Origin of the sequence: Kitasatospora sp. NPDC087271 (assembly GCF_044744605.1) — a bacterium.
In the GTDB taxonomy this organism is placed as follows: Bacteria; Actinomycetota; Actinomycetes; order Streptomycetales; family Streptomycetaceae; genus Kitasatospora.
Genome location: NZ_JBIUYQ010000004.1, coordinates 299,403 through 319,081 on the forward strand (window position 1 = coordinate 299,403; position 19,679 = coordinate 319,081).

A 19,679-nucleotide genomic window follows, 5' to 3' on the forward strand; every position below is an offset into this window, starting at 1 on the left:
TGGTGCAGGGGGAGCCGACGGGGGTGTCGGGGTTGGTTCCGGTGGTTTGGAGGCCGGGGGTGCCGTTGGTCTCGTGCCAGAGTTGGAAGGTGGCGCCGGCCAGTGGTTGCCCGGTGGCGGAGTCGACCTTGGTGACCGTGGTGGAGCCGGTCGGGGCGATGGTCTTGGTGTCCTGGACGGTGATCGGGACGTTCTGTCCGTTGGTGTCGAGGACGACGGTGGTGACGTTGAGTTCCGGCAGGTCGTAGCCGTTGGGTGCCGATACTTCTTGCCAGTAGTAGGTGCCGAGGGGGAGGCCGTTTGCGGAGCAGGTGCCGTTCGCTCCGGTGGTGCAGGGGGAGCCGACGGGGGTGTCGGGGTTGGTTCCGGTGGTTTGGAGGCCGGGGGTGCCGTTGGTCTCGTGCCAGAGTTGGAAGGTGGCGTCGGCCAGCGGTTGCCCGGTGGCGGAGTCGACCTTGGTGACCGTGGTGGAGCCGGTCGGGGCGGTGGCTTTGGTGTCCTGGACGGTGATCGGGACGTTCTGTCCGTTGGTGTCGAGGACGACGGTGGTGACGTTGAGTTCCGGCAGGTCGTAGCCGGGGGGAGCGGCGGTCTCCTGCCAGTAGTAGGTGCCCAACGGGAGACCTGTCGTGGAGCAGACGCCGTTCGCCCCGGTCGTGCAGGGGGAGCCGACGGGGGTGTCGGGGTTGGTTCCGGTGGTTTGGAGGCCGGGGACGCCGTTGGTCTCGTGCCACAGCTGGAAGGTCGCGCCGGCCAGCGGTTGCCCGGTGGCGGAGTCGACCTTGGTGACCGTGGTGGAGCCGGTCTCGACGATCGGGGACTTGGTGTCCTGGACGGTCACCGGGACGTTCTGCCCGTTCGTGTCCAGGACCACGGTCGTCACCGCGGGCTGCGGCAGGTCGTAGCCGGGGGGAGCGGCGGTCTCCTGCCAGTAGTAGGTGCCCAACGGGAGACCTGCCGTGGAGCAGACGCCGTTCGCCCCGGTCGTGCAGGGGGCGCCCACCTCGGTGTCCGGGGTGCCCCCCGAGGTCTGGAGGCCGGGGACGCCGTTGGTCTCACGCCACAGCTGGAAGGTGGCCCCCGCCAGGGGCTGCCCCGTGACGGAATCGACCTTGGTCACGCTGGTCGAGGCGGTGGGAGCGGGACTTCCGCACGCCGGAAGGTCGCCGTTGAAGGGATAGGCGTGGAACTCGGTCCCGGTCATCCCCGAGCCGGAGTTCTGGAGCAGCGAACCGGTGGTGAAGAACCGTCCGTTCAGACCGGGCAGGCTCATGGTGGCGGTGCTGGCCGGGTTGCCGACCAGCACACTGCCCTGGAACTGCCCCGATCCCTTGAGCGTGACGGACGTCGCGGCGGGGAAGTTCCACAGGAGGCGCTCGCGCAGCTGGTTCCAGGGATCGGTGTCCTGGAGGCTCCCGCTGTAGGTGTTGATGGTGCGGGCGCCGCCCACGAGGTTGACGAGTACCGTCGCGTTCGCGGGGATGCCGGCGAACGCGATGCCCTGAGTGGAGCCTCCGTTCCCGGCGATGTCGAAGTCGACGTTGAAGACCTGGAGTGCGGAGGTGCCGTCACCGGTGAACAGGGTCTGGTACCCCTGGTTGACCGCGGTTCCGGTGGCGGGGCGGGGTGTGCCGACCCCGGCGTAGCACTCGCTCGCCGTCTGCAGCTGACCGCGCAGCGGCGTGTAGGCGGCCACGGCCTGTGCTTCCTGGACCTTCGTGCCGACGATGGTGCCCGTGGCCGTGCCCGCGTAGCGGACGACGCCGCCCTCCGCCAGGAGCCTCTGCCCCGGGGCCACCGTGACGTTGCCTCCGGCGGTGAGGAAGTCGGCGCCGTTCGGCGGGGGGACCCGTGAGCCGACGCCGACGATGCCGATGTTGTAGACGGAGCTGCCTCCCGGGGCTTTGTTCAGGTCGAAGTTGCCGAGGGTCACCACGTGCCCCTCGGCCTCCGCGGCGGAACCGCCGACGTTGAAGTCGCCGCCGACGAAGATGTTCACGCCGTCGTCGCGGCCTGCGAAGGGACCGTTGTTGACCGGGGGGAACGTCGCGGGACAGTCCGCACCCAGGCACGGCCCGAGGCCGCCCGGAAGACCGGCCGCGTACGCGGCCGGCGGTGCGACGAGTGACATGCCGAAGGGCACGAGCGTCAGGGCCAGGACGGAACCCACCGTCCTGCCGAGTCGGCGTCTCCAGGTGACGGTGGTCACCGGGTTCTGACTGGGCTTCACCTCAGTCCTCTCACCATGTGGACACAATGGGGCCCTCGGAGTGTTCCGGGCTGGAGGGCCGAGCATCGTGACTCGCTGGTGTTGTCATCTGAAAATCGTGTTAATGCACCCGTTCGGCTGTGTGTCGACGGGCGATCGGTCCGGGCGCGGGGGACGGCCTCCGGCCGTCGGCGGTCACTGGCCGTCGGCGGTCACTGGCCCTGCTGGTCCGCGGTGTACGACTCCATCGCGTGGTTGAAGCGGGCCAGCAGGGCGCAGAACGCCTGCTGTTCCTCGGGCGGCCAGTCGGCTGTCAGGCGGCGGGTCAACTCGGCCCGCCCGTCGCGGACTTCGGCCAGTCGGCCGGAGCCGACCGGGGTCAGCGCGAGGCGTACGGCGCGGCGGTCGGCCGGGTCCTGGACCCGGCCGACCAACCCGCCGGCGACCAGCGGGGCGACCTGCCGGGTCACCGTGGAGGAGTCGACGCCGAGCGACTCGGCCAGTGCCTTGACGTTGGCGGGCCCGTGCCGCTCCAGGCGGTCGAGCAGCAGGTAGGCGGCCCGGTCCAGCGCGCCGAGACCGCCGCCGGTGGTCCGGACCTGGTCCATCCGGCGGGCGAACACCGCCAGCTGGTACTGGAGTCGGGCGTGCACGGGGTCGGTGCGGTCGGTGGCCTGGGGCGAGGTCGTCGTCATCGCGGCTCACGATCGTCGTGCGGTGAGGGAGGCTCAGAAGCAGCAGCGTACGCGGGCGGGGCGGGCCCGGGAACAGCCCCGGCATCCCGGATTGCCGGTGTCGACCACCGTAGGCTGGCGTTATGCACAACTGGCCGGTCACCCTCGACGACGTCCGCGGCGCCCAGAAGATGCTCGCCGGAATCGCCCGGGTGACGCCGATGGAGGGCAGCCGGTACCTGTCCGGGCTGATCGGCGCGCCGGTCCACCTGAAGTGCGAGAACCTCCAGCGCACCGGTTCGTTCAAGCTGCGCGGCGCGTACGTGCGGATCGCCGGGCTCTCGCCGGTGCAGCGGGCCGGCGGGGTGGTGGCGGCGAGCGCGGGCAACCACGCGCAGGGGGTGGCGCTGGCGGCCTCGCTGCTGGGGGTGCACTCGACCGTGTTCATGCCGGTCGCGGCACCGCTGCCCAAGGTCGCGGCGACCCGGGAGTACGGCGCGCAGGTGCGGCTGCACGGTGCCACGGTGGACGAGGCGTTGCAGGCCGCGCAGCGGTACTCGGAGGCGACCGGCGCCGTGTTCATCCACCCCTTCGACCACTGGGACGTGGTCACCGGCCAGGCGACCGTCGGGCTGGAGATCCTGGAGCAGTGTCCCGAGGTGCGGACCATCCTGGCCGGGGTGGGCGGCGGCGGCCTGCTGGCCGGGATCGCGGCGGCGGTCAAGCCGTTGCGGCCGGACGTCCGGGTGGTGGGGGTGCAGGCGGCGGGCGCGGCCGCGTACCCGCCCTCGCTGGCGGCCGGGCGGCCGGTGTCGCTGGAGCACTACGCCACGATGGCCGACGGGATCATGGTCGGCCGGCCCGGGGACATCCCGTTCGAGGTGGTCAACTCGCTGGCGGACGGCGTCCGGACGGTCTCCGAGGACGCGCTGTCGCGGGCCCTGCTGCTGGGCCTGGAGCGGTTGAAGCTGGTGGTCGAACCGGCCGGGGCGGCCCCGATCGCGGCGCTGCTGGAGCAGCCGGACTCCTTCGAGGGGCCGGTGGTGGCCGTGCTGTCCGGCGGCAACATCGACCCGCAGCTGATGCAGCGGGTGCTGCGGCACGGGCTGGCGGCGGCCGGCCGGTACCTGTCTCTGCGGGTGCGGCTGGCGGACAAGCCGGGCTCGCTGGCCGACCTGCTGGGGGTGCTGACCAGGCTGGACGCCAACGTGCTGGACGTCGCGCACGTGCGGATCGACCCGCGGCTGGGGCTGACCGAGGTCGAGGTGGACCTGCACCTGGAGACCAAGGGGCCGGAGCACTGCGCGGCCGTGGTCGGCGAGCTGCGGGACGCGGGGTACGTCGTTTCCAGCTGAGTCCCGAAGGTGCCTGAGGAGCCTGAGGAGCATAAGGAGCCTGAGGCGCTTGGGGGGCTTGGGGGGCTTGGGGGCCTGGCGTCTCGGGCGCCGGATGGTGCGGGGCGGGCCTCAGCGGATCTCGGTGGATGTCAGTGGTCCCTGTCACTATGGCGGAGCCCTATGCCTTGACGCGATATATCGCGTGCTGCCAGACTCGCGATACATCGCGTTCTGTGCGCCGGTAGGCGAAAACCGAGTCGCCCGCATGCCCGAAAAAGGGGCAGAGTGTGACAGATCGCCCATATTCGTCCGAGGAGATGAGGCAGGCCATGGCGCCAGCCATCCAAGCCGAGAACCTGGTCAAGACCTTCGGCGACGTACGAGCCCTGGACGGCGTGAGCCTCGACGTCCCCGAGGGCACGGTGCTCGGGCTGCTCGGCCCGAACGGCGCCGGCAAGACCACCACCGTGCGGGTCCTCACCACCCTGCTGCGTCCCGACTCGGGCCGCGCGGTGGTCGCCGGCGTCGACGTGCTCAAGCACCCCAACAAGGTCCGCAGCCTGATCGGCCTGTCCGGCCAGTACGCGGCGGTCGACGAGTACCTCACCGGCTTCGAGAACCTCCAGATGGTCGGCGAGCTCTACCAGATGAGCGCCCGTCAGGCGAAGGCCCGGGCGCTGGAGCTGCTGGAGTGGTTCAACCTCACCGAGGCCAAGGACCGCACCGCCAAGACCTACTCCGGCGGCATGCGCCGCCGCCTCGATCTCGCCGCCGCGCTGGTCGTCCGGCCGCCGGTGATGTTCCTCGACGAGCCGACCACCGGCCTCGACCCGCGAAACCGGCTCGCGCTCTGGGAGGTCATCGAGACCCTGGTCGAGCAGGGCACCACGCTGCTGCTCACCACCCAGTACCTGGAGGAGGCCGACCGGCTGGCGCACGACATCGCCGTCGTCGACCACGGCCGGGTGATCGCCCGCGGCACCGCCGACCAGCTCAAGGCCCAGATCGGCGGCGAGCGGATAGAGGTCGTGGTGCACGAGCCGGGCCTGGTCACCGACGCGGTCGCGGCGCTGTCCGGGTACGCGCTGGGCGAGCCAGCGGTGGAGAAGAACACCCGCCGGATCACCGTGCCGGTCAGCGGCGGCGCCCGGGTGCTCGCCGACGTCATCCGCGAACTGGACGCCCGCGGCATCGAGATCGACGACATCGGCCTGCGCCGCCCGACCCTGGACGACGTGTTCCTCACCCTCACCGGCCACGTCGCCGAGGCGGTGGAGGAGGAGAACGGCTCCGGCGGCCGCGGCCGGGGCGGTCGGGGCAAGGGCGGGCCGTCCGCCGAGGGGCCGCTCGCCGAGGGGCCGCCCGCCGAGGGGCCGGACGGCTCCGACGGCCAGGGACCGGACAAGCGGGCCGTCGCGGCCGGAACGGAGCGCTGAGATGAGCACCGCCACCGAGCACGCCATCGGCGAGGCGATGCCCAGGCAGCGCCGCGGCGTCGCCGCCACCCTGCACGACTCCTGGGTGGTCGCCAAGCGCAACCTGCGCCGGATGACCAGGATCCCCGAGATCGTGGTCTTCGGGCTGATGCAGCCGGTCATGTTCGTGCTGCTGTTCTCGTACGTGATGGGCGGGGCGATCAAGATCCCCGGGGCGAGTTCCAGCTCAGACTCGTACATCCAGTTCCTGATGGCCGGCATCTTCGCCCAGACCGTCACCTTCGCCGTCGCCGGCGCCTCCGCCGGGATCGCGGAGGACATGACCAAGGGCCTGGTGGACCGCTTCCGCTCGCTGCCGATGGCCCGCTCGGCCGTGCTGGTCGGCCGCACCCTGGCCGACCTGTGCCAGACCGCGTTCACCGTGGTCGTGCTGGCCCTGGTCGCGCTGCTGGTCGGCTGGCGGATCCACGACGGCGTGCTCAACGCACTCGGCGCCTTCGGCCTGCTGCTCCTGCTCGGCTACGCGTTCTCCTGGATCGGCGCGCTGATCGGCCTCTCGGTGCGCAGCCCCGAGGCGGCCACCTCGGCGGGCCTGATCTGGCTGTTCCCGCTGACCTTCGTCTCCAACGCCTTCGTGCCGGTCAGCTCGATGCCGGGCTGGCTGCAGGCGGTCGCGTACTGGAACCCGTTCAGCGCCACCGTGCAGGCCTGCCGGGACCTGTTCGGCAACCAGGTCGGCCCGGTGGACGCCACCTGGCCGATGCAGCACGCCGCGCTGGTGTCGGTGCTCTGGTCGGTACTGATCACCGCGGTGTTCTCCTGGCTGTCGGTGCGCAAGTACCGCTCGGCCGTGGGCTGAACCGCGCCCGGTACGCCGCGAGGGCGGCCGCGGAGTCCTGGACTCCGCGGCCGCCCTCGTCGGCCGGTCAGGCCTGGCTAGGTCGGATCACGCCGGATCACGCCGGATCACGCCGGGTCAGGCCTGGTCAGCCGGCGTGCGGCACGACCTTGACGATCTTCACCATGGCGGGCTTGCCGTTCGGCAGCTCGTAGGTCGCCTCGTCGCCGATCTGCTTGCCGTCGATCGCGCGGCCCAGCGGCGACTGCGGCGAGTAGACGTCCATGGTGTCGGCGCCGGCGACCTCGCGCGAGGCGAGCAGGAACTCCATGGTGTCGTCCTCATCGCCGTCGAAGGCGACCGTGACGACCATGCCCGGGGCCACCACACCCGAGTCGGCCGGGGCCTCGCCGACCTTGGCACGCTCCAGCAGCTGGGTCAGCTGGCGGATGCGCAGCTCGTACTTGCCCTGCTCCTCCTTGGCCGCGTGATAGCCGGCGTTCTCCTTGAGGTCGCCCTCCTCGCGCGCCGCCTCGATCTTCTGGGCGATCTCGATGCGCCAGGGCCCGGTCAGGTGATCCAGCTCGGCCTTCAGCTGGTCGTAGCCGGCCTGAGTGAGCCAGGTCACGTTCTCACTGGTCTGGGTCACGGGTGCTCCTCGTAGGTGCTGGGGCTGTGCTGAGGGTGTGAGTCGTCAGCAGGGTTGGTGGTGATATCGGTCGTAACTACAAAGCAACGCCCGCTCCCGTACCATCCGGTGCGGAAGGGGCGAAACCACGAGCCTAACAAGTCCTGCCGACAAGCAGAAGGGTCGTTGGCGCGCCATTGACGTCGGCGTTGCGCCACGGTGTACAGCGAATGCGCCACGGTGTACGGGGGCGGTGCGTGCCGGGCCGGGTGCGGGACTTCCTACGGATGCCCGTTCTCCCGATCGGTTATGCGCCGGTGCCCGGCAGAGTACCGGTGGTGCCCGGCAGAGTACCGGTGAGCGGGGCGCGCTGCCGGTGCGACTCGGCGGCCGGGCCTCCTCCTCCGCGCTCCTTCGGGGGCTTACTTCTTCGCCGGTGTGCAGCCCAGCAGTTCGGCGGTGGTGCCACGGGCGGTGGTCCGCAGCGTGACCACGGCGTCGTAGCTGGAGCCGCCGGCCGGCACCGGGAAGTCGGCCACCCCGACCACCGAGCCGTCCGAACCCTGCGAGCGGACCGTGCAGCTGCCGGCCGTCCCGCCGCTCTTGCGCACCGCCAGGTGCAGCTCGACCTCGGAGTCCGAGACCGCCTGGAAGGTCGGCACCGAGCCGTTGATCGTGGTCTCGCGCAGCAGGTAGGAGCCGCCCAGCCAGGCCACCAGGCCCAGGCCCAGCACGCCGCAGACCGCGCCGACCACCTTCAGGCGGCGGTCCGAATCGCGGTCGCCGCGCCGGCCGTAGCGCCCCTCGGGCAGCTGCGGGGTGGTGGTGCTCGCGTTCATCGGACCCAGTCCTCTCCTGACGGGAGGGGCCGCGCGGGTGGTGCGGGGGAATGCGACGCTCCTCCAGTCCGTCACTATAGGAGGGGCACGCCCGCGGCCGGTCCGGCGGGGGCGGGGCTCGACCGGGCCGGGGTTCGTCCGCGGCCGGTCCCGCGGCGACGCGGCCCCGACGTGAGCGGCTCGTACGGTGGGCGGACCGGACTTCGCGGAACGCCCGATATGTGGAAGGAACGCAAGGCGTTGACTGAGCAGTTGCGACTGATGGCGGTGCACGCCCACCCGGACGACGAGTCCAGCAAGGGCGCGGCCACCATGGCCATGTACGTCGAGCAGGGAGTGGACGTGCTCGTGGCCACCTGCACCGGGGGCGAACGCGGGTCGGTTCTCAACCCCAAGCTCCAGGGGGACCCGTACATCGAGGAGAACATCCACGAGGTGCGCCGCAAGGAGATGGACGAGGCCCGGGCGATCCTGGGCGTCAAGCAGGCCTGGCTCGGCTTCGTCGACTCCGGCCTGCCCGAGGGCGACCCGCTGCCCCCGCTGCCCGAGGGCTGCTTCGCCCTGGAGGACGTGAAGGAGGCGGCCGAACCGCTGGTCCGGTTGATCCGGGAGTTCAAGCCGCAGGTCATCACGACCTACGACGAGAACGGCGGCTACCCGCACCCCGACCACATCATGACCCACAAGATCACCATGCTGGCCTTCGACGCCGCCGGAGACCCGGACGCCTACCCGGAGGCCGGCGAGCCCTGGCAGCCGCTGAAGGTCTACTACAACCACGGCTTCCCGATGGGCCGCATCCGCGCCCTGCACCAGTACCTCACCGAGCACGGCCACGACTCGCCGTACGGGGAGTGGATCGCGGGCTGGGAGAAGAGCGGCCGCCAGGAGCGCGAGATCACCACCCGGGTGAGCTGCGGCGACTGGTTCGAGACCCGCGACCGCGCGCTGATCGCCCACGCCACCCAGATCGACCCCGACGGGCCGTGGTTCCGCGTCCCGCTGGACGTCCAGCGCGAGGTCTGGCCCACCGAGGACTACGAACTCGCCCGTACCCTGATCGACGTGGACCTGCCGGAGGACGACCTGTTCGCCGGCCTGCGCACCCCCACCCTGGCCGTCGAGGCCGCCGACACGCGCGACTGAACCACCCCCCGATGGCCCGGCTCCCCGTGAGCCGGGCCACCATAGAGATATGAGCGCCCCCGTGAACCTCGTCAACCTCGCCGCCGACCTCGCCGTCGACGACGCCAAGGTCACCCCCGGACTCCTCGGCTTCGTCGTCTTCGCCGCCCTCGGCGTGGCCACCTGGTTCCTGGCCAAGTCCATGAACCGGCAGTTCAAGAAGGTCGACTTCGCGGAGGAGCCGGAAGCCCCCAAGGAGTAGCGCGCGGGCGCGCGCGGGACCCGGCTCGCCGCAGCCGGTGTCCCGGCGCCCGGCCCCCGATGCGCGAGGATGGGGGGCATGCCGAACCGTCTCGCGGACGCGACCTCGCCGTACCTGCTGCAGCATGCCGAGAACCCGGTCGACTGGTGGCCCTGGGGGCCGGAGGCCTTCGCGGAGGCGGAGCGGCGGGGGGTCCCGGTGCTGCTCAGCGTCGGGTACGCGGCGTGCCACTGGTGTCACGTGATGGCCCACGAGAGCTTCGAGGACGCCGGGGTCGCCGGCTACCTGAACGAGCGGTTCGTCGCCGTTAAGGTGGACCGGGAGGAGCGGCCCGACGTTGATGCCGTCTACATGGAGGCCGTGCAGGCCGCCACCGGGCAGGGCGGCTGGCCGATGACGGTGTTCCTCACGCCCGACAAGGAGCCGTTCTACTTCGGCACCTACTTCCCGCCGGAGCCCCGGCACGGCATGCCGTCCTTCCGCCAGGTGCTGGAAGGCGTCGACGCCGCCTGGCGGGGCCGACGGCAGGAGGTCGCGGAGGTCGCCGGGCGGATCCGGGCCGACCTCGCCGAGCGCGCCGCCGTCTACTCGGCCGGTGCCCACCATCCGCCCGCCGGCGCAGATCTGCACCAGGCGCTGGTCGCCCTCAGCCGGGAGTTCGACGACCGGCACGGCGGCTTCGGGGGCGCGCCCAAGTTCCCGCCGGCCATGGTCGTCGAGTTCCTGCTGCGCCACCATGCCCGCACCGGCTCCGAGGCGGCCCTGGAGATGGCCGTCCGCACCGGCGAGGCGATGGCCCGCGGCGGCATCCATGACCAACTCGGCGGCGGCTTCGCCCGGTACGCGGTCGACGCCGGCTGGGTCGTGCCGCACTTCGAGAAGATGCTGTACGACAACGCCCTGCTGCTGCGCGCCTACCTGCACCTGTGGCGGGCCACCGGCTCCCCGCTGGCCCGTCGGACCGCGCTGACCACCGCCGACTTCCTGCTGCGTGAACTGCGCACCCCCGAAGGAGCGTTCGCGTCCGCGCTGGACGCCGACAGCCTCGACGAGGAGACCGGGCAGTCCACCGAAGGCGCCTACTACGTGTGGGAACCCGGCCAGTTGGTCGACCTGCTCGGCCCCGCCGACGCGGCCACCGCCGCCCGGCTGTTCACCGTCACCGCCGGCGGAACCTTCGAACACGGCACCTCCGTTCTCCAACTCCTCGCCGATCCGGAGGACTTCGCCGAGTACGAGACCATCCGCACCCGGTTGTTCGAGGCCCGCACCCGGCGGCCCGCCCCCGCCCGCGACGACAAGGTCGTCGCCGCCTGGAACGGCCTCGCCATCGCCGCCCTCGCCGAGACCGGCGCCCTCCTGGAGCGCCCCGACCTCGTCGAGGCCGCCGAACGCGCCGCCGACCTGCTGCTCGCCGTCCACCTCACCCCCGAGGGCCGGCTGCTGCGCACCTCCCGCGACGGCCGGGCCGGCACCAACGCGGGCGTCCTGGAGGACTACGCCGACACCGCCGAGGGCTTCCTGTCCCTGTACGCCGTCACCGGCGACGCCGCCTGGCTGCAACTGGCCGGCGGACTCCTCGACACCGTGCTCAAGCACTTCACCGACGAGGCCTCCGGTGCGCTCTACGACACCGCCGACGACGCCGAGGAACTCATCCGGCGCCCCCAGGACCCCACCGACAACGCCACCCCGTCCGGCTGGACCGCCGCCGCCGGCGCCCTGCTCACCTACGCCGCCTACACCGGCTCCGACCGGCACCGGACGGCCGCCGAACGGGCCCTCGGCATCGTCGGCGCGCTCGCGTCCCGGGCCCCCCGGTTCATCGGCTGGGGCCTCGCCGTCGCCGAGGCGCTGCTCGACGGGCCGCGCGAAGTCGCCGTCGTCGGCCCGGCCGGCGACCCGGCCACCGCCGCACTGCGCCGGGCCGCGCTGCTCGGGACCGCGCCCGGGGCGGTCGTCGCGGTGGGCGCGCCGACGGGCCCGGCGGATGGTTCGGTGAAGAACCCGGCGGATGGTTCGGCGGACGGTTCGGTGGAGGACGGCGGCGCGGAGGTGCCGCTGCTGGCGGGCCGGCCGCTGGTCGGCGGAGCACCCGCCGCCTACGTCTGCCGGCACTTCGCCTGCGAAGCGCCGACCACCGACCCGGCGGTCCTCGGCGAGCGGCTGGGCGTCGCCGTCGAATAAAACGCTGGTGGGAGGGGGTACGGCCGGGCCAGAATGGGCCATGACCTGGACCTTGAGCAGTTCGTTCGACGACTTCCGGCGCCACGCGGAAGAGTTCCTCGCCGCCCGCCCGGCCGAGAGCACCGTCCTGCTCACGGTCGTACACCGGCTGGCCGAACGCGGCCTGGACGTGTTCGGGCAGCGGCCACCGGTCTTCGGCTGGTGGCGCCCGGCGGACGGAGGCCCGGTCGAAGGAGCCTTCCTCCAGACGCCGCCGTTCGGCCCCCGGCTCTCCTGCACACCGGCGGCGGCAGCCGAGCTGGCGGTCGAACTGGCCGCCGCCGGGAGCGAGTTCACCGAGGTGTCCGGCGTCGGCGGAGGTGCGGACGCGGTCCGGGCCTTCGCCGCGGCCTGGACCGCCGCCACCGGTGCCGGCCAGTCCGTCCGCTTCAACGAACGGCTCTACCGGCTCGGCGAGTTGACCGACCCGCCCCGCCCGCCCGCCGGCCGCCACCGGCCCGCCGCCCCGGCCGACCGCGAACTGGCGATCCGCTGGTACGAGGAGTTCCTCGTTGAAGCCGGGGTCGACCTGCCCAACGTCCCCCAGGCCGTCGACGACCGGATCGCCACCGGCGGCCTCCACCTGTGGGAGGACGGCGGCCACCCCGTCGCCCTGGCCGGCAGTAGCCCGGTGATCGCCGGCATGTCCCGCATCGGCCCCGTCTACACCCCGACCGACCAGCGCGGACGCGGCTACGCCAGCGCCGTCACCGCCGCCGCCTCCGCCCACGCCCTCGCCCAGGGGGCGGCCGAGGTCCTGCTCTACACCGACCTCGCCAACCCGACCAGCAACTCCATCTACCAGCAGATCGGCTACCGGCCGGTCGAGGACTGCCTGACCCTGGACTTCACGACGCGGGACGGAAATTACGCGTAGTCGACCGGGCGGCCGCTGACCACCTTCGTGTCGAAGGGGTCGACGGCCGCAGTCGCGGCGGGTGCCGGCAGGTGGTCCGCGTTCACGTACGTCTGTGCGCAGGTCAGCAGATTGCCGCCGGCCGACTTCATGTCACCGGCCAGGCCGTCCAGCAGCGCCTTCCAGGCCGCCCCGCACCCCTGCAACGCCGCCCCGCTCCGCCAACCCGCCAGACTCGCAGCCGCCTTGGCGCTCGGCTCGGCCAACTTCGCGGTCTCGTCGGGCACTTTCCCGGCGACGGTCAGCGCGCTGTTCCCGGCTGCGGTCAACTCGCCCGGTTTGACGGTGAATCCTGGGTCGCTCGGCACGATGCCCCCCCGATCTCCGTATCGATAGCGGGAGTTATGGTATCCCTGAGTGCTCCGGGGGCGCCTATGGGTAACGGGGGGACTGGGGGATGGACCTCGCAAGCCTGAAGAACGCCAAGCCTGCGGACTTGTACGCGGTGGCGGATGCCTACGACGCGTTGTGCAAGGCGTGCGGCCAGCACGCCGCCGACTGGAAGAGCGGCACCGCGGACCGGGTCCACGGGTCCGGGTGGAGCGGACCGGCGGCCGCCGCCGCGATTCCGGTCCTGGACGGCATCACCGACAAGCTGCGTGCGGCGGCGACCGAACTGCACTGCATCGGCGCCGAGGTGCGGGACTGCGCCGACTCCCTCACGCTCGCCCAGGGCAAGCTCCGCAAGGCGCTCGTCGACGCCCAGGCCAAAGGCATGTCGGTCGACGACGGCGGGTCGGTGAGCTGGCCCCCGGCGAGCAGTCCCTTCCAGAGCACGGACTGGGAGGCCAAGCAGAAAGCGGCCGCCGAGGAGATCTCCCAGCGGATCGGCGCGGCGCTGTCGGAGGCCACCCGGGTCGACCAGGGGCTGGCCGAAGAACTCAAGAAGTACACGGGCCACGCCACCGACAAGAGCGGCCTGGACGCCAGGACTGCGAGCGCGGACGTCTACCTGCTGCAGTTCGGCGAGGCGGCCAATCCGCTCTGGAAGCTGAACATGCCGGGCAACGAAGCCACCCCGACGGACGTCAACGCCTGGTGGAAGGGTCTCGGAGCGGACGGGCAGCAGTGGTTCCTCAGCCACCATCCGGAATCGCTCGGCAACCTCGACGGGGTGCCGGCAAAGGTACGGGACCAGGTGAACCGGGCGCACCTGAAGTTCCTGATGGACGACATCATGAAGAAGCGCACCAACCACGTACCGCTGAACTCCGCAGAGCAGGACCTGTACGACCTCTACGGGCCCATCGTCAACCGGCTTGAGATCGACGGGAAAGACCCGAGCCGCCCCCCGATCTACCTCTTGGGCCTCGGCAACGAGGGCAAGGGCCGGGCGATCCTCTCGTACGGGAACCCGGACACCGCCACCGACATCTCGGCTTACGTGCCGGGAATCACCACCGACACCGGCAGCCTGGGGGTGGGGGGAAACGTTCACGACGGCACCAACGAGGCGGAGAACGCGCTGAGCCTCTATCGCAGCGCGAGCAAGAAGGCTCCGGCCGGCCATTCGGTCGCCTCGATCGTCTGGCTAGGGTACGACCCGCCCGGAGCCGACCTGGGGGCCGCCTCGACCAAGGCGGGCAGGGACGGAGCTCCGGCGTACGCGAAGTTCCTGAGCGGGGTGCGGGTGAACCACGAGGGCGCCCAGCCGCCGCACATCACCGCGGTCGGACACAGTTACGGCTCGTACCTGGTGGGCCAGGCCACCAAGCTCGCGACCCAGCCCGGGTCGCACTACGCGCCCCCGGACGACGTGGTCTTCCTCGGCAGCCCGGGCGTAGGAGTGGACAAGGCCTCCGACCTCAAGCTGCCGCCCGGCCACGTCTGGGTCGGCGCGGCCGACAACGACGTCGTGACGCGCGTTCCGTCCAAGTTCAGCATCGACCCGGACGAACGCTGGTACGGGCGGGACCCGGCGAGCAAGCACTTCGGCGCGAACCGCTTCGCCGTCGACGACTGGAGCAGGGGCAACCCCATCGACGCGCACACCAAGTACCTGACGGGCCGCGGTGGGCCCTCGCTGGACAACGTCGCGGCCATCGTCATCGGCAGCGGGGACGTCGAACGGACGGGCGGGCGATGAAGCGACCGCGCCGGGCGCTCGGGTGTTCAGTGGCGGCGGTAGCCGTGCTGGCCGCCGGGGTGGGGCTGTTCTACAACGGCTACGGGCCGATGGCCATCAAAGACCGGGGAGCCCCCCAGCTGAGCCCGCGCGAGGCGAAGGGGCAACTCGACGAGACCTTGCGGACGGCCATCGGCGCGATAACCCCGTCGGTGGCCTATTTCGGCAGTGGCTACGCGGTGGACCGAGATCCGGAGCACGCGGACGGCGAACCGGCTCTGCTGTCACAGGTCATGCTCTCCGCCAGGCTTCGGACGAAGGTGGCCCCGGCGAAGTTGTCGGTGCTGTTGGACCAGCTGACGCAGCTCTGGGGCGACCGGTGCCGGCGGGAGGATTCCACCGTCGGATACGAGGCGAAGCACTACGTCGAACTGAACTGCCCGGCGCGCGGTGCGGCGGGCTTCAACCTGTTGGCGGTCAACACCCCGAGCGACCTGTACTTCGACGTGTCGATCAGCGCCCAGGTGACCCCGGTCCGCTACCAGCCCGAGAAGGACTACGGCGCCAGCCCCGTCGGCCCCCGCCTGACCGGTCACGAGGGCGCACCCGACGTCGACGACCCGTACTGGTCGCACTGACGCCGCGCCCGTCACTCCCAGTCCCACCTGATTCCCAGCAGGCACGGCCGCAGTGCCGTCGCGACCAGGTGGACGCAGTGGTGGCCGTCCAGGGTCAGTTCCTCCGTCTCGTAGGGGGCTTCGCCCGGGGAGTGGAGGGCGAAGCGGTGGCAGCGGACGGGGAGGGCGGCGGGGTGGAAGGTGATCTGGAGGACGTACTGGCCGGCGCCGGAGTTGAAGCCGCGGACGTATTCGCAGCTGGGGTCGGGGGAGGGGGCGTCGTCGAAGCCGTAGCCGAGGAGGTGGGTGTCGCCGGCACGTAGGCGGCGGTCGAGGAGGAGTTCGGCGACGAGCAGGTGGTGGGTCTGGTCGCGGCGGATGCGGCCGGGGCGGCAGTTCTCTTCGGCGCGGACGCCGACGCGGGTGATGTCGCTGCCGGGGTCGCCCTGGTAGAGGGCGAGGTAGCGGTCGATGCCGTCGCGGTGGGCGCGGAGGGCGTGTTGGGAGTCGCGGCGGGCGAGTTGGCGGTCGGGGCCGAGGCGGATGCGTTCGATGTGGGTGATGGTGTGCAGGCCGGTGTCGCGGGGGCCGGCGATGGTGGCGAGCAGGTCGTCGACGGCGGTGGCGGGGGAGATGAGGTCGCGGTAGGGGCGTACGGGTGGGCCGGCGGGGGTGGTGTCGGCGGCGCGGCGGGGGCCGAGCAGGCGGGTGAGGGAGTGTTCGGGGAGGTCGAGGACGTCTTCGAGGGCGGCGACGGCGCGGAGGGATTCGGGGCGTTCGGGGCGGCGGCGGCCTTGTTGCCAGTAGCTGAGGCTGGTGAGGCCGACGTGGACGCCGCGCAGGGCGAGGTGGCGGCGGATGCGGTGGAGGGCGAGGCCGCGGGTGGCGATGGCGGTGCGCAGGGCGAGGTGGAAGGGGCCGGTGCGGAGGGCGGCGGTGAGGTCGGCCTGGTCGGTGCGGTGGATGACGGCCTCCTGGGGGACGGGCGCGGGCAGACCGTGTTTGACCGTGAATATTCACATCAGGGCGGCGGTTTGTCACCGGGTCTGGCGTGCCACGCGGGGGTTTTCGGGGCGGCGTTCACACCCGCGGCCGGTCGTTCACACCTGAACTGTGGTGGTCCTGGGGGCCGTTGACCGGCTTCCGGGGGTGGCGGGATGCTCATGGCGCGATCCGGACCGCGCCCCCACACAGCACCCCGCTCCGCTTGTGCAAGGAGGCATTTCCCCCATGCCAGTTCCACGGATACGGCTGCGCCGCGCGGTCTCGCTGCTCGCCCTCGGCGTGCTGGGCCCGGCGTTGACCGCGGTGGCGGCCACTCCGGCGCTCGCCGCCCCCGCCCAGGATCTCGCTCCCGTCCAGGACCGTGCCCCGGCGCAGGTTCGCCAGGCTGCCGCGCCCGGCAGCACGGCCGATCTGGCCGGCACGTTCAAGAAGCTCAACATCACCATGCAGCAGCAACAGCAGACCAACTGGTGCTGGGCGGCGAGCGGGAACACCATCGCCACCTGGTTCGGCTACAACTACAGCCAGAACCAGTTCTGCAACGCCGCGTTCGGCCGTTCGGTCAACTCCAGCTGCCCCAACAGCCAGGCCTCGCTGGCCGATGTGCAGAACGGGCTGGACTGGGTCGGCATCAACCCGGGTTCGTACGTCACCGGCTACCTGCGCTACAACACCGTGCAGACCGAGGTGGACGCGAACCGGCCGATCGAGACCCGGATCCAGTGGAGTTCCGGCGGCGGGCACATGCACGTCGTCTACGGCTACGACACCAGCAGCAACTGGGTGTACTGGGGCGACCCGTGGCCGTCCAACTACCGCTACAACTGGGCGGACTACAACTACTACGTGAACAACAACACGTTCTCGTGGACCCACTCCCTGTACCGGATCGGCGCGTGAGGGCGACCATGACTGACCTCGGAAAGGCCCGTCGGGCCGCCGTCACCGCCCTGCTCGCCGCCGGCCTCGGGCTGGCGCTGGCCCCGGCCGCGCACGCGGACGGGCCGGCCGGCGCCCCGGTGCCGGTGCCCGTCGCGGATCTGGCGAAGGCCCGTGGCGTGGTCCAGGACCAGGCCGTCCTCGACAAGGTGGGCCACTTCTTCGCCCGCAAGGGCGTCCCGCCGACCCAGCAGCTGACCATCGGTGCGGCGCAGGAGGCGCAGGCGGCGAGCGCGGCCGCGCCGCGGCTGGCCGGCGACACCGTGCCGGTGTACACCCTGGACGCGGGTTTCGTGGCCGGCGCCCCGGGTGCGCCGGTGGCGACGGCCGAGTTCACCGCGAGCAAGGTGGTCGCGGCGGACGGGCAGACGGCCTCGGTGTGGACGATCCGGCAGGGTGACTCCTGGCGGGTGGTCAACATCGCCTCCGGCGGTGACGAGAGCGACTACGCGGCGAAGGCGGCCGGCGGCGGTGGCGGTACGGCGTTCCGCGAGCCGCAGGTGAACGCCTGGTACGTGCTGCGCGACGGCCGGGTGCTGCCGCTGGACGACGAGGCCCGGCGCTCGGTGGGCGCGGGCGGGGTGTCGCTGGCCGCGTACCAGAAGCTGGTGCACCAGCGGTACGGGGACAAGCTGCCCGGCTCGGCGTACGACCGGGAGGGCAAGGGCGGCGGCTACCAGCTGGCGGCCGACCGGGAACGGGCGGCGGGCGGCGGTTCGGCGCTGCCGGCCGTGACGGCGGCCGCAGCCCTGGGCGTCACCGCGCTCGTGGGCGCGGGTGCGGCCGTGCGGCGCAGGGCGGGTGTCCGACGGGGGTAGGGCCTCTCGGGCGCGACGTGCGCGCCACACGTGGGATGCGGCGGGGTCCGGCTGACGCAGCCGGGCCCCGCCGTGCTGCGTGCGACCCCGGCACGCCGATCCGTAGTCGAGCGGGCGCGCTGCGTGATGTGTCCTGGAAGTAATGCTTCCGCACAAGGAATTGACGCAACGTTGATCTGTCGTTCGCCGCCCGGGGGCAGCCCTGGGTGACGGACGGTAGATACCATGTGGCAATCGGTCAGTGCTGACTGACGCGTGCCGAGAGCGGAGAAGGGGTGGGGCGGCCGGAGCCGACCACGAGCCCGGCGCCGGGAAAGGGGAGTCGAATGGCCGGCAGGGAGTCGAACGCCCAGGTGTGGGGTGCGGCGGTGGTGGTGGCGTCCGCGCTCGCCGTGGTCGCGGCCTACCTGATCAACGGGGCGATGCTGGTCCTGGTCGTCGCCGGGGTCGAGGTGCTGCTGCTCATGGTCTACGTGGGCCGCCGCTGGCGGGCGCTCCGTCGGCCGACCGCCCCGCGGGGGCACCGGCCGTCGGCCGTCACCCCGGACGCCGCGCACTGCGAGCGCTGCCGCCGGGCCCGCGAGGCGCTGGACGCCCGGCAGGCGCGCGGCCGCACCGCCGGGCCGGCGGTGGAGCCGTGGCCGGAGGCCGACGCGGCGGACCACCTGCCGTACCCGCGCCGCCCGCAGGGCCGGGCGCCGTACGAGCGCCCCTGGACGGCGGAGCGGGCGGTCGCCCGGTCCGTGGACCGCGCGGCCGCCCGCCGTGGCGCGCCGGGTTCAGCCGGCCGCGCTGTACGCCACCAGTGAGACCCCGACGTACTGCACGATGAACGCGCCCAGGGTGAAGGCGTGGAACACCTCGTGGAAGCCGAACCAGCGCGGTGACGGATCGGGCCGCTTGAGCCCGTACACCACGCCGCCGATGCTGTAGAGCACCCCGCCGACGATCATCAGCACCAGGACGGCGACGCCGCCGGCGTGCAGGAAGTCCGGCAGGAAGAAGGCGGCGGCCCAGCCGAGCGCGATGTACACCGGTGTGTACAGCCAGCGCGGCGCGCCGACCCAGAACACCCGGAACGCTATTCCGGCCAGCGCGCCGCCCCAGGCCACCCAGAGCAGCACCTGCTGGTCGGCGCCCTTGAGCAGCAGGATCGTGAACGGCGTGTAGGTGCCCGCGATGATCAGGAAGATGTTCGCGTGGTCCAGCCGCCGCAGCACGGCGTCCCCGCGCGGGCCCCAGTCGAAGCGGTGGTAGACCGCGCTGACCCCGAACAGCAGCCAGGCGCTGATCGAGTAGATCGCGCAGGCGATCTTGGCGGGGGTGGAGTCGGCCAGGCAGATCAGCACGATCCCGGCGGCGACGGTGGCGGGGAACATCCCGGCGTGCAGCCAGCCGCGCCACTTCGGCTTGCGTCCCGAGGCCCCGTTCTCCGTGCCCTCGTTCTCCGTGCTCTCGACGAGCTCAGCAGTCATGCGCAGCATGCTACCCGTTACCTACGGGGCCGTAGGTTACTGACGCGTAGGAAAGTGGTGATCATCACTCTTGGACGTTTTGGAGTGTTCGAGGTGCCCGCGGGGGTGTCCGGGCCGGGATGTGGACGACCTATTACTGGCCGGTAATCGTACTTACTGTAGTAAAAGATAAGTCAATTTCGACGCTGTGCCGCAGTTTGGCGTTGGAGCCGGAGCTACGCTGCAAGCACCCTCAGACCCCCGCTACGCCACCTCCTCGCCGAGATGGTG

At 71.8% G+C, this 19,679-nt stretch carries 19 protein-coding genes; 12 read left to right on the top strand and 7 right to left on the bottom strand.

From position 1 onward, the window contains the following. Positions 1–2,230, bottom strand: a 2,230-nt coding sequence (locus tag ACIO9K_RS10135) for a SpaA isopeptide-forming pilin-related protein (protein WP_400328300.1), incomplete at its 3' end; no start/stop codon positions are given. Between the two features lie 191 nt (positions 2,231–2,421). Then, a complete protein-coding gene (locus ACIO9K_RS10140; RefSeq protein ID WP_063348015.1) occupies positions 2,422–2,904 on the bottom strand; it encodes a MarR family winged helix-turn-helix transcriptional regulator in 483 nt (160 codons plus the stop codon). 122 nt (positions 2,905–3,026) lie between these two features. Between ACIO9K_RS10140 and ilvA the strand changes: the two genes are divergently transcribed. The 3 genes from ilvA (at position 3,027) to ACIO9K_RS10155 (ending at position 6,515) form a co-directional block, all read left to right on the top strand. Next, positions 3,027–4,238: a threonine ammonia-lyase gene (gene ilvA / locus ACIO9K_RS10145; protein WP_363585470.1), complete on the top strand. Its 1,212-nt coding sequence runs from the start codon at positions 3,027–3,029 to the stop codon at positions 4,236–4,238. A gap of 311 nt (positions 4,239–4,549) precedes the next feature. Beyond that, positions 4,550–5,656 carry an ATP-binding cassette domain-containing protein gene (locus ACIO9K_RS10150; protein ID WP_400328303.1) on the top strand — a complete coding sequence of 369 codons (1,107 nt, stop codon included), beginning with the start codon at positions 4,550–4,552 and terminating at the stop codon, positions 5,654–5,656. A gap of 1 nt (position 5,657) precedes the next feature. Further along, positions 5,658–6,515, top strand: coding sequence for an ABC transporter permease (locus tag ACIO9K_RS10155; protein ID WP_363621326.1), 858 nt, complete (start codon positions 5,658–5,660; stop codon positions 6,513–6,515). Positions 6,516–6,642: 127 nt separating this feature from the next. On the opposite strand, the gene greA is transcribed toward ACIO9K_RS10155, so the two are convergent. Together greA and ACIO9K_RS10165 are read right to left on the bottom strand one after the other, a co-directional pair. Next, positions 6,643–7,143, bottom strand: coding sequence for a transcription elongation factor GreA (gene greA / locus ACIO9K_RS10160; RefSeq protein WP_363621328.1), 501 nt, complete (start codon positions 7,141–7,143; stop codon positions 6,643–6,645). Positions 7,144–7,544: 401 nt separating this feature from the next. Further along, positions 7,545–7,961: a DUF4307 domain-containing protein gene (locus ACIO9K_RS10165; protein WP_363585466.1), complete on the bottom strand. Its 417-nt coding sequence runs from the start codon at positions 7,959–7,961 to the stop codon at positions 7,545–7,547. A gap of 240 nt (positions 7,962–8,201) precedes the next feature. Between ACIO9K_RS10165 and mca the strand changes: the two genes are divergently transcribed. From mca to ACIO9K_RS10185, 4 genes are all read left to right on the top strand, one after another. Then, entirely contained in the window at positions 8,202–9,107 is a 906-nt protein-coding gene (mca, locus tag ACIO9K_RS10170; RefSeq protein WP_063351176.1) for a mycothiol conjugate amidase Mca, read from the top strand. A 49-nt stretch (positions 9,108–9,156) separates the two neighbouring features. Next, a complete protein-coding gene (locus tag ACIO9K_RS10175) occupies positions 9,157–9,348 on the top strand; it encodes a hypothetical protein (RefSeq protein ID WP_063348010.1) in 192 nt (63 codons plus the stop codon). Between the two features lie 78 nt (positions 9,349–9,426). Continuing rightward, positions 9,427–11,535 (top strand): thioredoxin domain-containing protein, encoded by a 2,109-nt coding sequence (locus tag ACIO9K_RS10180; RefSeq protein ID WP_400328306.1) that lies wholly within the window; start codon positions 9,427–9,429, stop codon positions 11,533–11,535. A gap of 40 nt (positions 11,536–11,575) precedes the next feature. Then, on the top strand, positions 11,576–12,451 hold the full coding sequence (locus ACIO9K_RS10185) for a GNAT family N-acetyltransferase (RefSeq protein WP_400328307.1): 876 nt from the start codon (positions 11,576–11,578) through the stop codon (positions 12,449–12,451). Here the strand turns inward: ACIO9K_RS10185 and ACIO9K_RS10190 are convergent. Beyond that, on the bottom strand, positions 12,442–12,798 hold the full coding sequence (locus tag ACIO9K_RS10190; protein WP_400328309.1) for a hypothetical protein: 357 nt from the start codon (positions 12,796–12,798) through the stop codon (positions 12,442–12,444). The two genes, ACIO9K_RS10185 and ACIO9K_RS10190, sit on opposite strands and share 10 nt — an antisense overlap. An 89-nt stretch (positions 12,799–12,887) precedes the next feature. On the opposite strand from ACIO9K_RS10190, the gene ACIO9K_RS10195 reads away from it, so the two are divergent. Beyond that, positions 12,888–14,576 (top strand): alpha/beta hydrolase, encoded by a 1,689-nt coding sequence (locus tag ACIO9K_RS10195; RefSeq protein WP_400328310.1) that lies wholly within the window; start codon positions 12,888–12,890, stop codon positions 14,574–14,576. Positions 14,577–14,605: 29 nt separating this feature from the next. Then, a complete protein-coding gene (locus ACIO9K_RS10200) occupies positions 14,606–15,193 on the top strand; it encodes a hypothetical protein (RefSeq protein WP_400328311.1) in 588 nt (195 codons plus the stop codon). Positions 15,194–15,204: 11 nt separating this feature from the next. Here ACIO9K_RS10200 and ACIO9K_RS10205 read toward each other — a convergent pair whose 3' ends face one another. After that, positions 15,205–16,137: a hypothetical protein gene (locus ACIO9K_RS10205; RefSeq protein ID WP_363629619.1), complete on the bottom strand. Its 933-nt coding sequence runs from the start codon at positions 16,135–16,137 to the stop codon at positions 15,205–15,207. A gap of 265 nt (positions 16,138–16,402) precedes the next feature. On the opposite strand from ACIO9K_RS10205, the gene ACIO9K_RS10210 reads away from it, so the two are divergent. From ACIO9K_RS10210 to ACIO9K_RS10220, 3 genes are all read left to right on the top strand, one after another. Continuing rightward, complete coding sequence (locus tag ACIO9K_RS10210) at positions 16,403–17,077, top strand: papain-like cysteine protease family protein (protein WP_350879985.1); 675 nt, start codon at positions 16,403–16,405, stop codon at positions 17,075–17,077. An 8-nt stretch (positions 17,078–17,085) separates the two neighbouring features. Further along, positions 17,086–17,934, top strand: a complete 849-nt coding sequence (locus ACIO9K_RS10215; protein ID WP_363585459.1) for a hypothetical protein — start codon at positions 17,086–17,088, stop codon at positions 17,932–17,934. 326 nt (positions 17,935–18,260) lie between these two features. After that, the gene (locus ACIO9K_RS10220) at positions 18,261–18,743 is read left to right on the top strand and encodes a hypothetical protein (RefSeq protein ID WP_363621340.1); all 483 of its coding nucleotides are present in this window, start codon (positions 18,261–18,263) and stop codon (positions 18,741–18,743) included. Here the strand turns inward: ACIO9K_RS10220 and ACIO9K_RS10225 are convergent. After that, positions 18,714–19,418: a hemolysin III family protein gene (locus ACIO9K_RS10225; RefSeq protein ID WP_400328314.1), complete on the bottom strand. Its 705-nt coding sequence runs from the start codon at positions 19,416–19,418 to the stop codon at positions 18,714–18,716. The two genes, ACIO9K_RS10220 and ACIO9K_RS10225, sit on opposite strands and share 30 nt — an antisense overlap. Positions 19,419–19,679 lie beyond the last annotated feature (261 nt).

What these genes read in the sequence shown, in the direction of transcription:
- ACIO9K_RS10220 (WP_363621340.1), top strand. Translation starts at nt 18,261, where the DNA reads ATGGCCGGCAGGGAGTCGAACGCCCAGGTGTGGGGTGCGGCGGTGGTG.
- ACIO9K_RS10140 (WP_063348015.1), bottom strand. Translation starts at nt 2,904, where the DNA reads ATGACGACGACCTCGCCCCAGGCCACCGACCGCACCGACCCCGTGCAC.
- ACIO9K_RS10215 (WP_363585459.1), top strand. Translation starts at nt 17,086, where the DNA reads ATGACTGACCTCGGAAAGGCCCGTCGGGCCGCCGTCACCGCCCTGCTC.
- ACIO9K_RS10150 (WP_400328303.1), top strand. Translation starts at nt 4,550, where the DNA reads ATGGCGCCAGCCATCCAAGCCGAGAACCTGGTCAAGACCTTCGGCGAC.
- ACIO9K_RS10195 (WP_400328310.1), top strand. Translation starts at nt 12,888, where the DNA reads ATGGACCTCGCAAGCCTGAAGAACGCCAAGCCTGCGGACTTGTACGCG.
- ACIO9K_RS10155 (WP_363621326.1), top strand. Translation starts at nt 5,658, where the DNA reads ATGAGCACCGCCACCGAGCACGCCATCGGCGAGGCGATGCCCAGGCAG.
- ACIO9K_RS10165 (WP_363585466.1), bottom strand. Translation starts at nt 7,961, where the DNA reads ATGAACGCGAGCACCACCACCCCGCAGCTGCCCGAGGGGCGCTACGGC.
- ACIO9K_RS10225 (WP_400328314.1), bottom strand. Translation starts at nt 19,418, where the DNA reads ATGCTGCGCATGACTGCTGAGCTCGTCGAGAGCACGGAGAACGAGGGC.
- ilvA (WP_363585470.1), top strand. Translation starts at nt 3,027, where the DNA reads ATGCACAACTGGCCGGTCACCCTCGACGACGTCCGCGGCGCCCAGAAG.
- ACIO9K_RS10180 (WP_400328306.1), top strand. Translation starts at nt 9,427, where the DNA reads ATGCCGAACCGTCTCGCGGACGCGACCTCGCCGTACCTGCTGCAGCAT.
- ACIO9K_RS10185 (WP_400328307.1), top strand. Translation starts at nt 11,576, where the DNA reads ATGACCTGGACCTTGAGCAGTTCGTTCGACGACTTCCGGCGCCACGCG.
- ACIO9K_RS10175 (WP_063348010.1), top strand. Translation starts at nt 9,157, where the DNA reads ATGAGCGCCCCCGTGAACCTCGTCAACCTCGCCGCCGACCTCGCCGTC.
- ACIO9K_RS10210 (WP_350879985.1), top strand. Translation starts at nt 16,403, where the DNA reads ATGCCAGTTCCACGGATACGGCTGCGCCGCGCGGTCTCGCTGCTCGCC.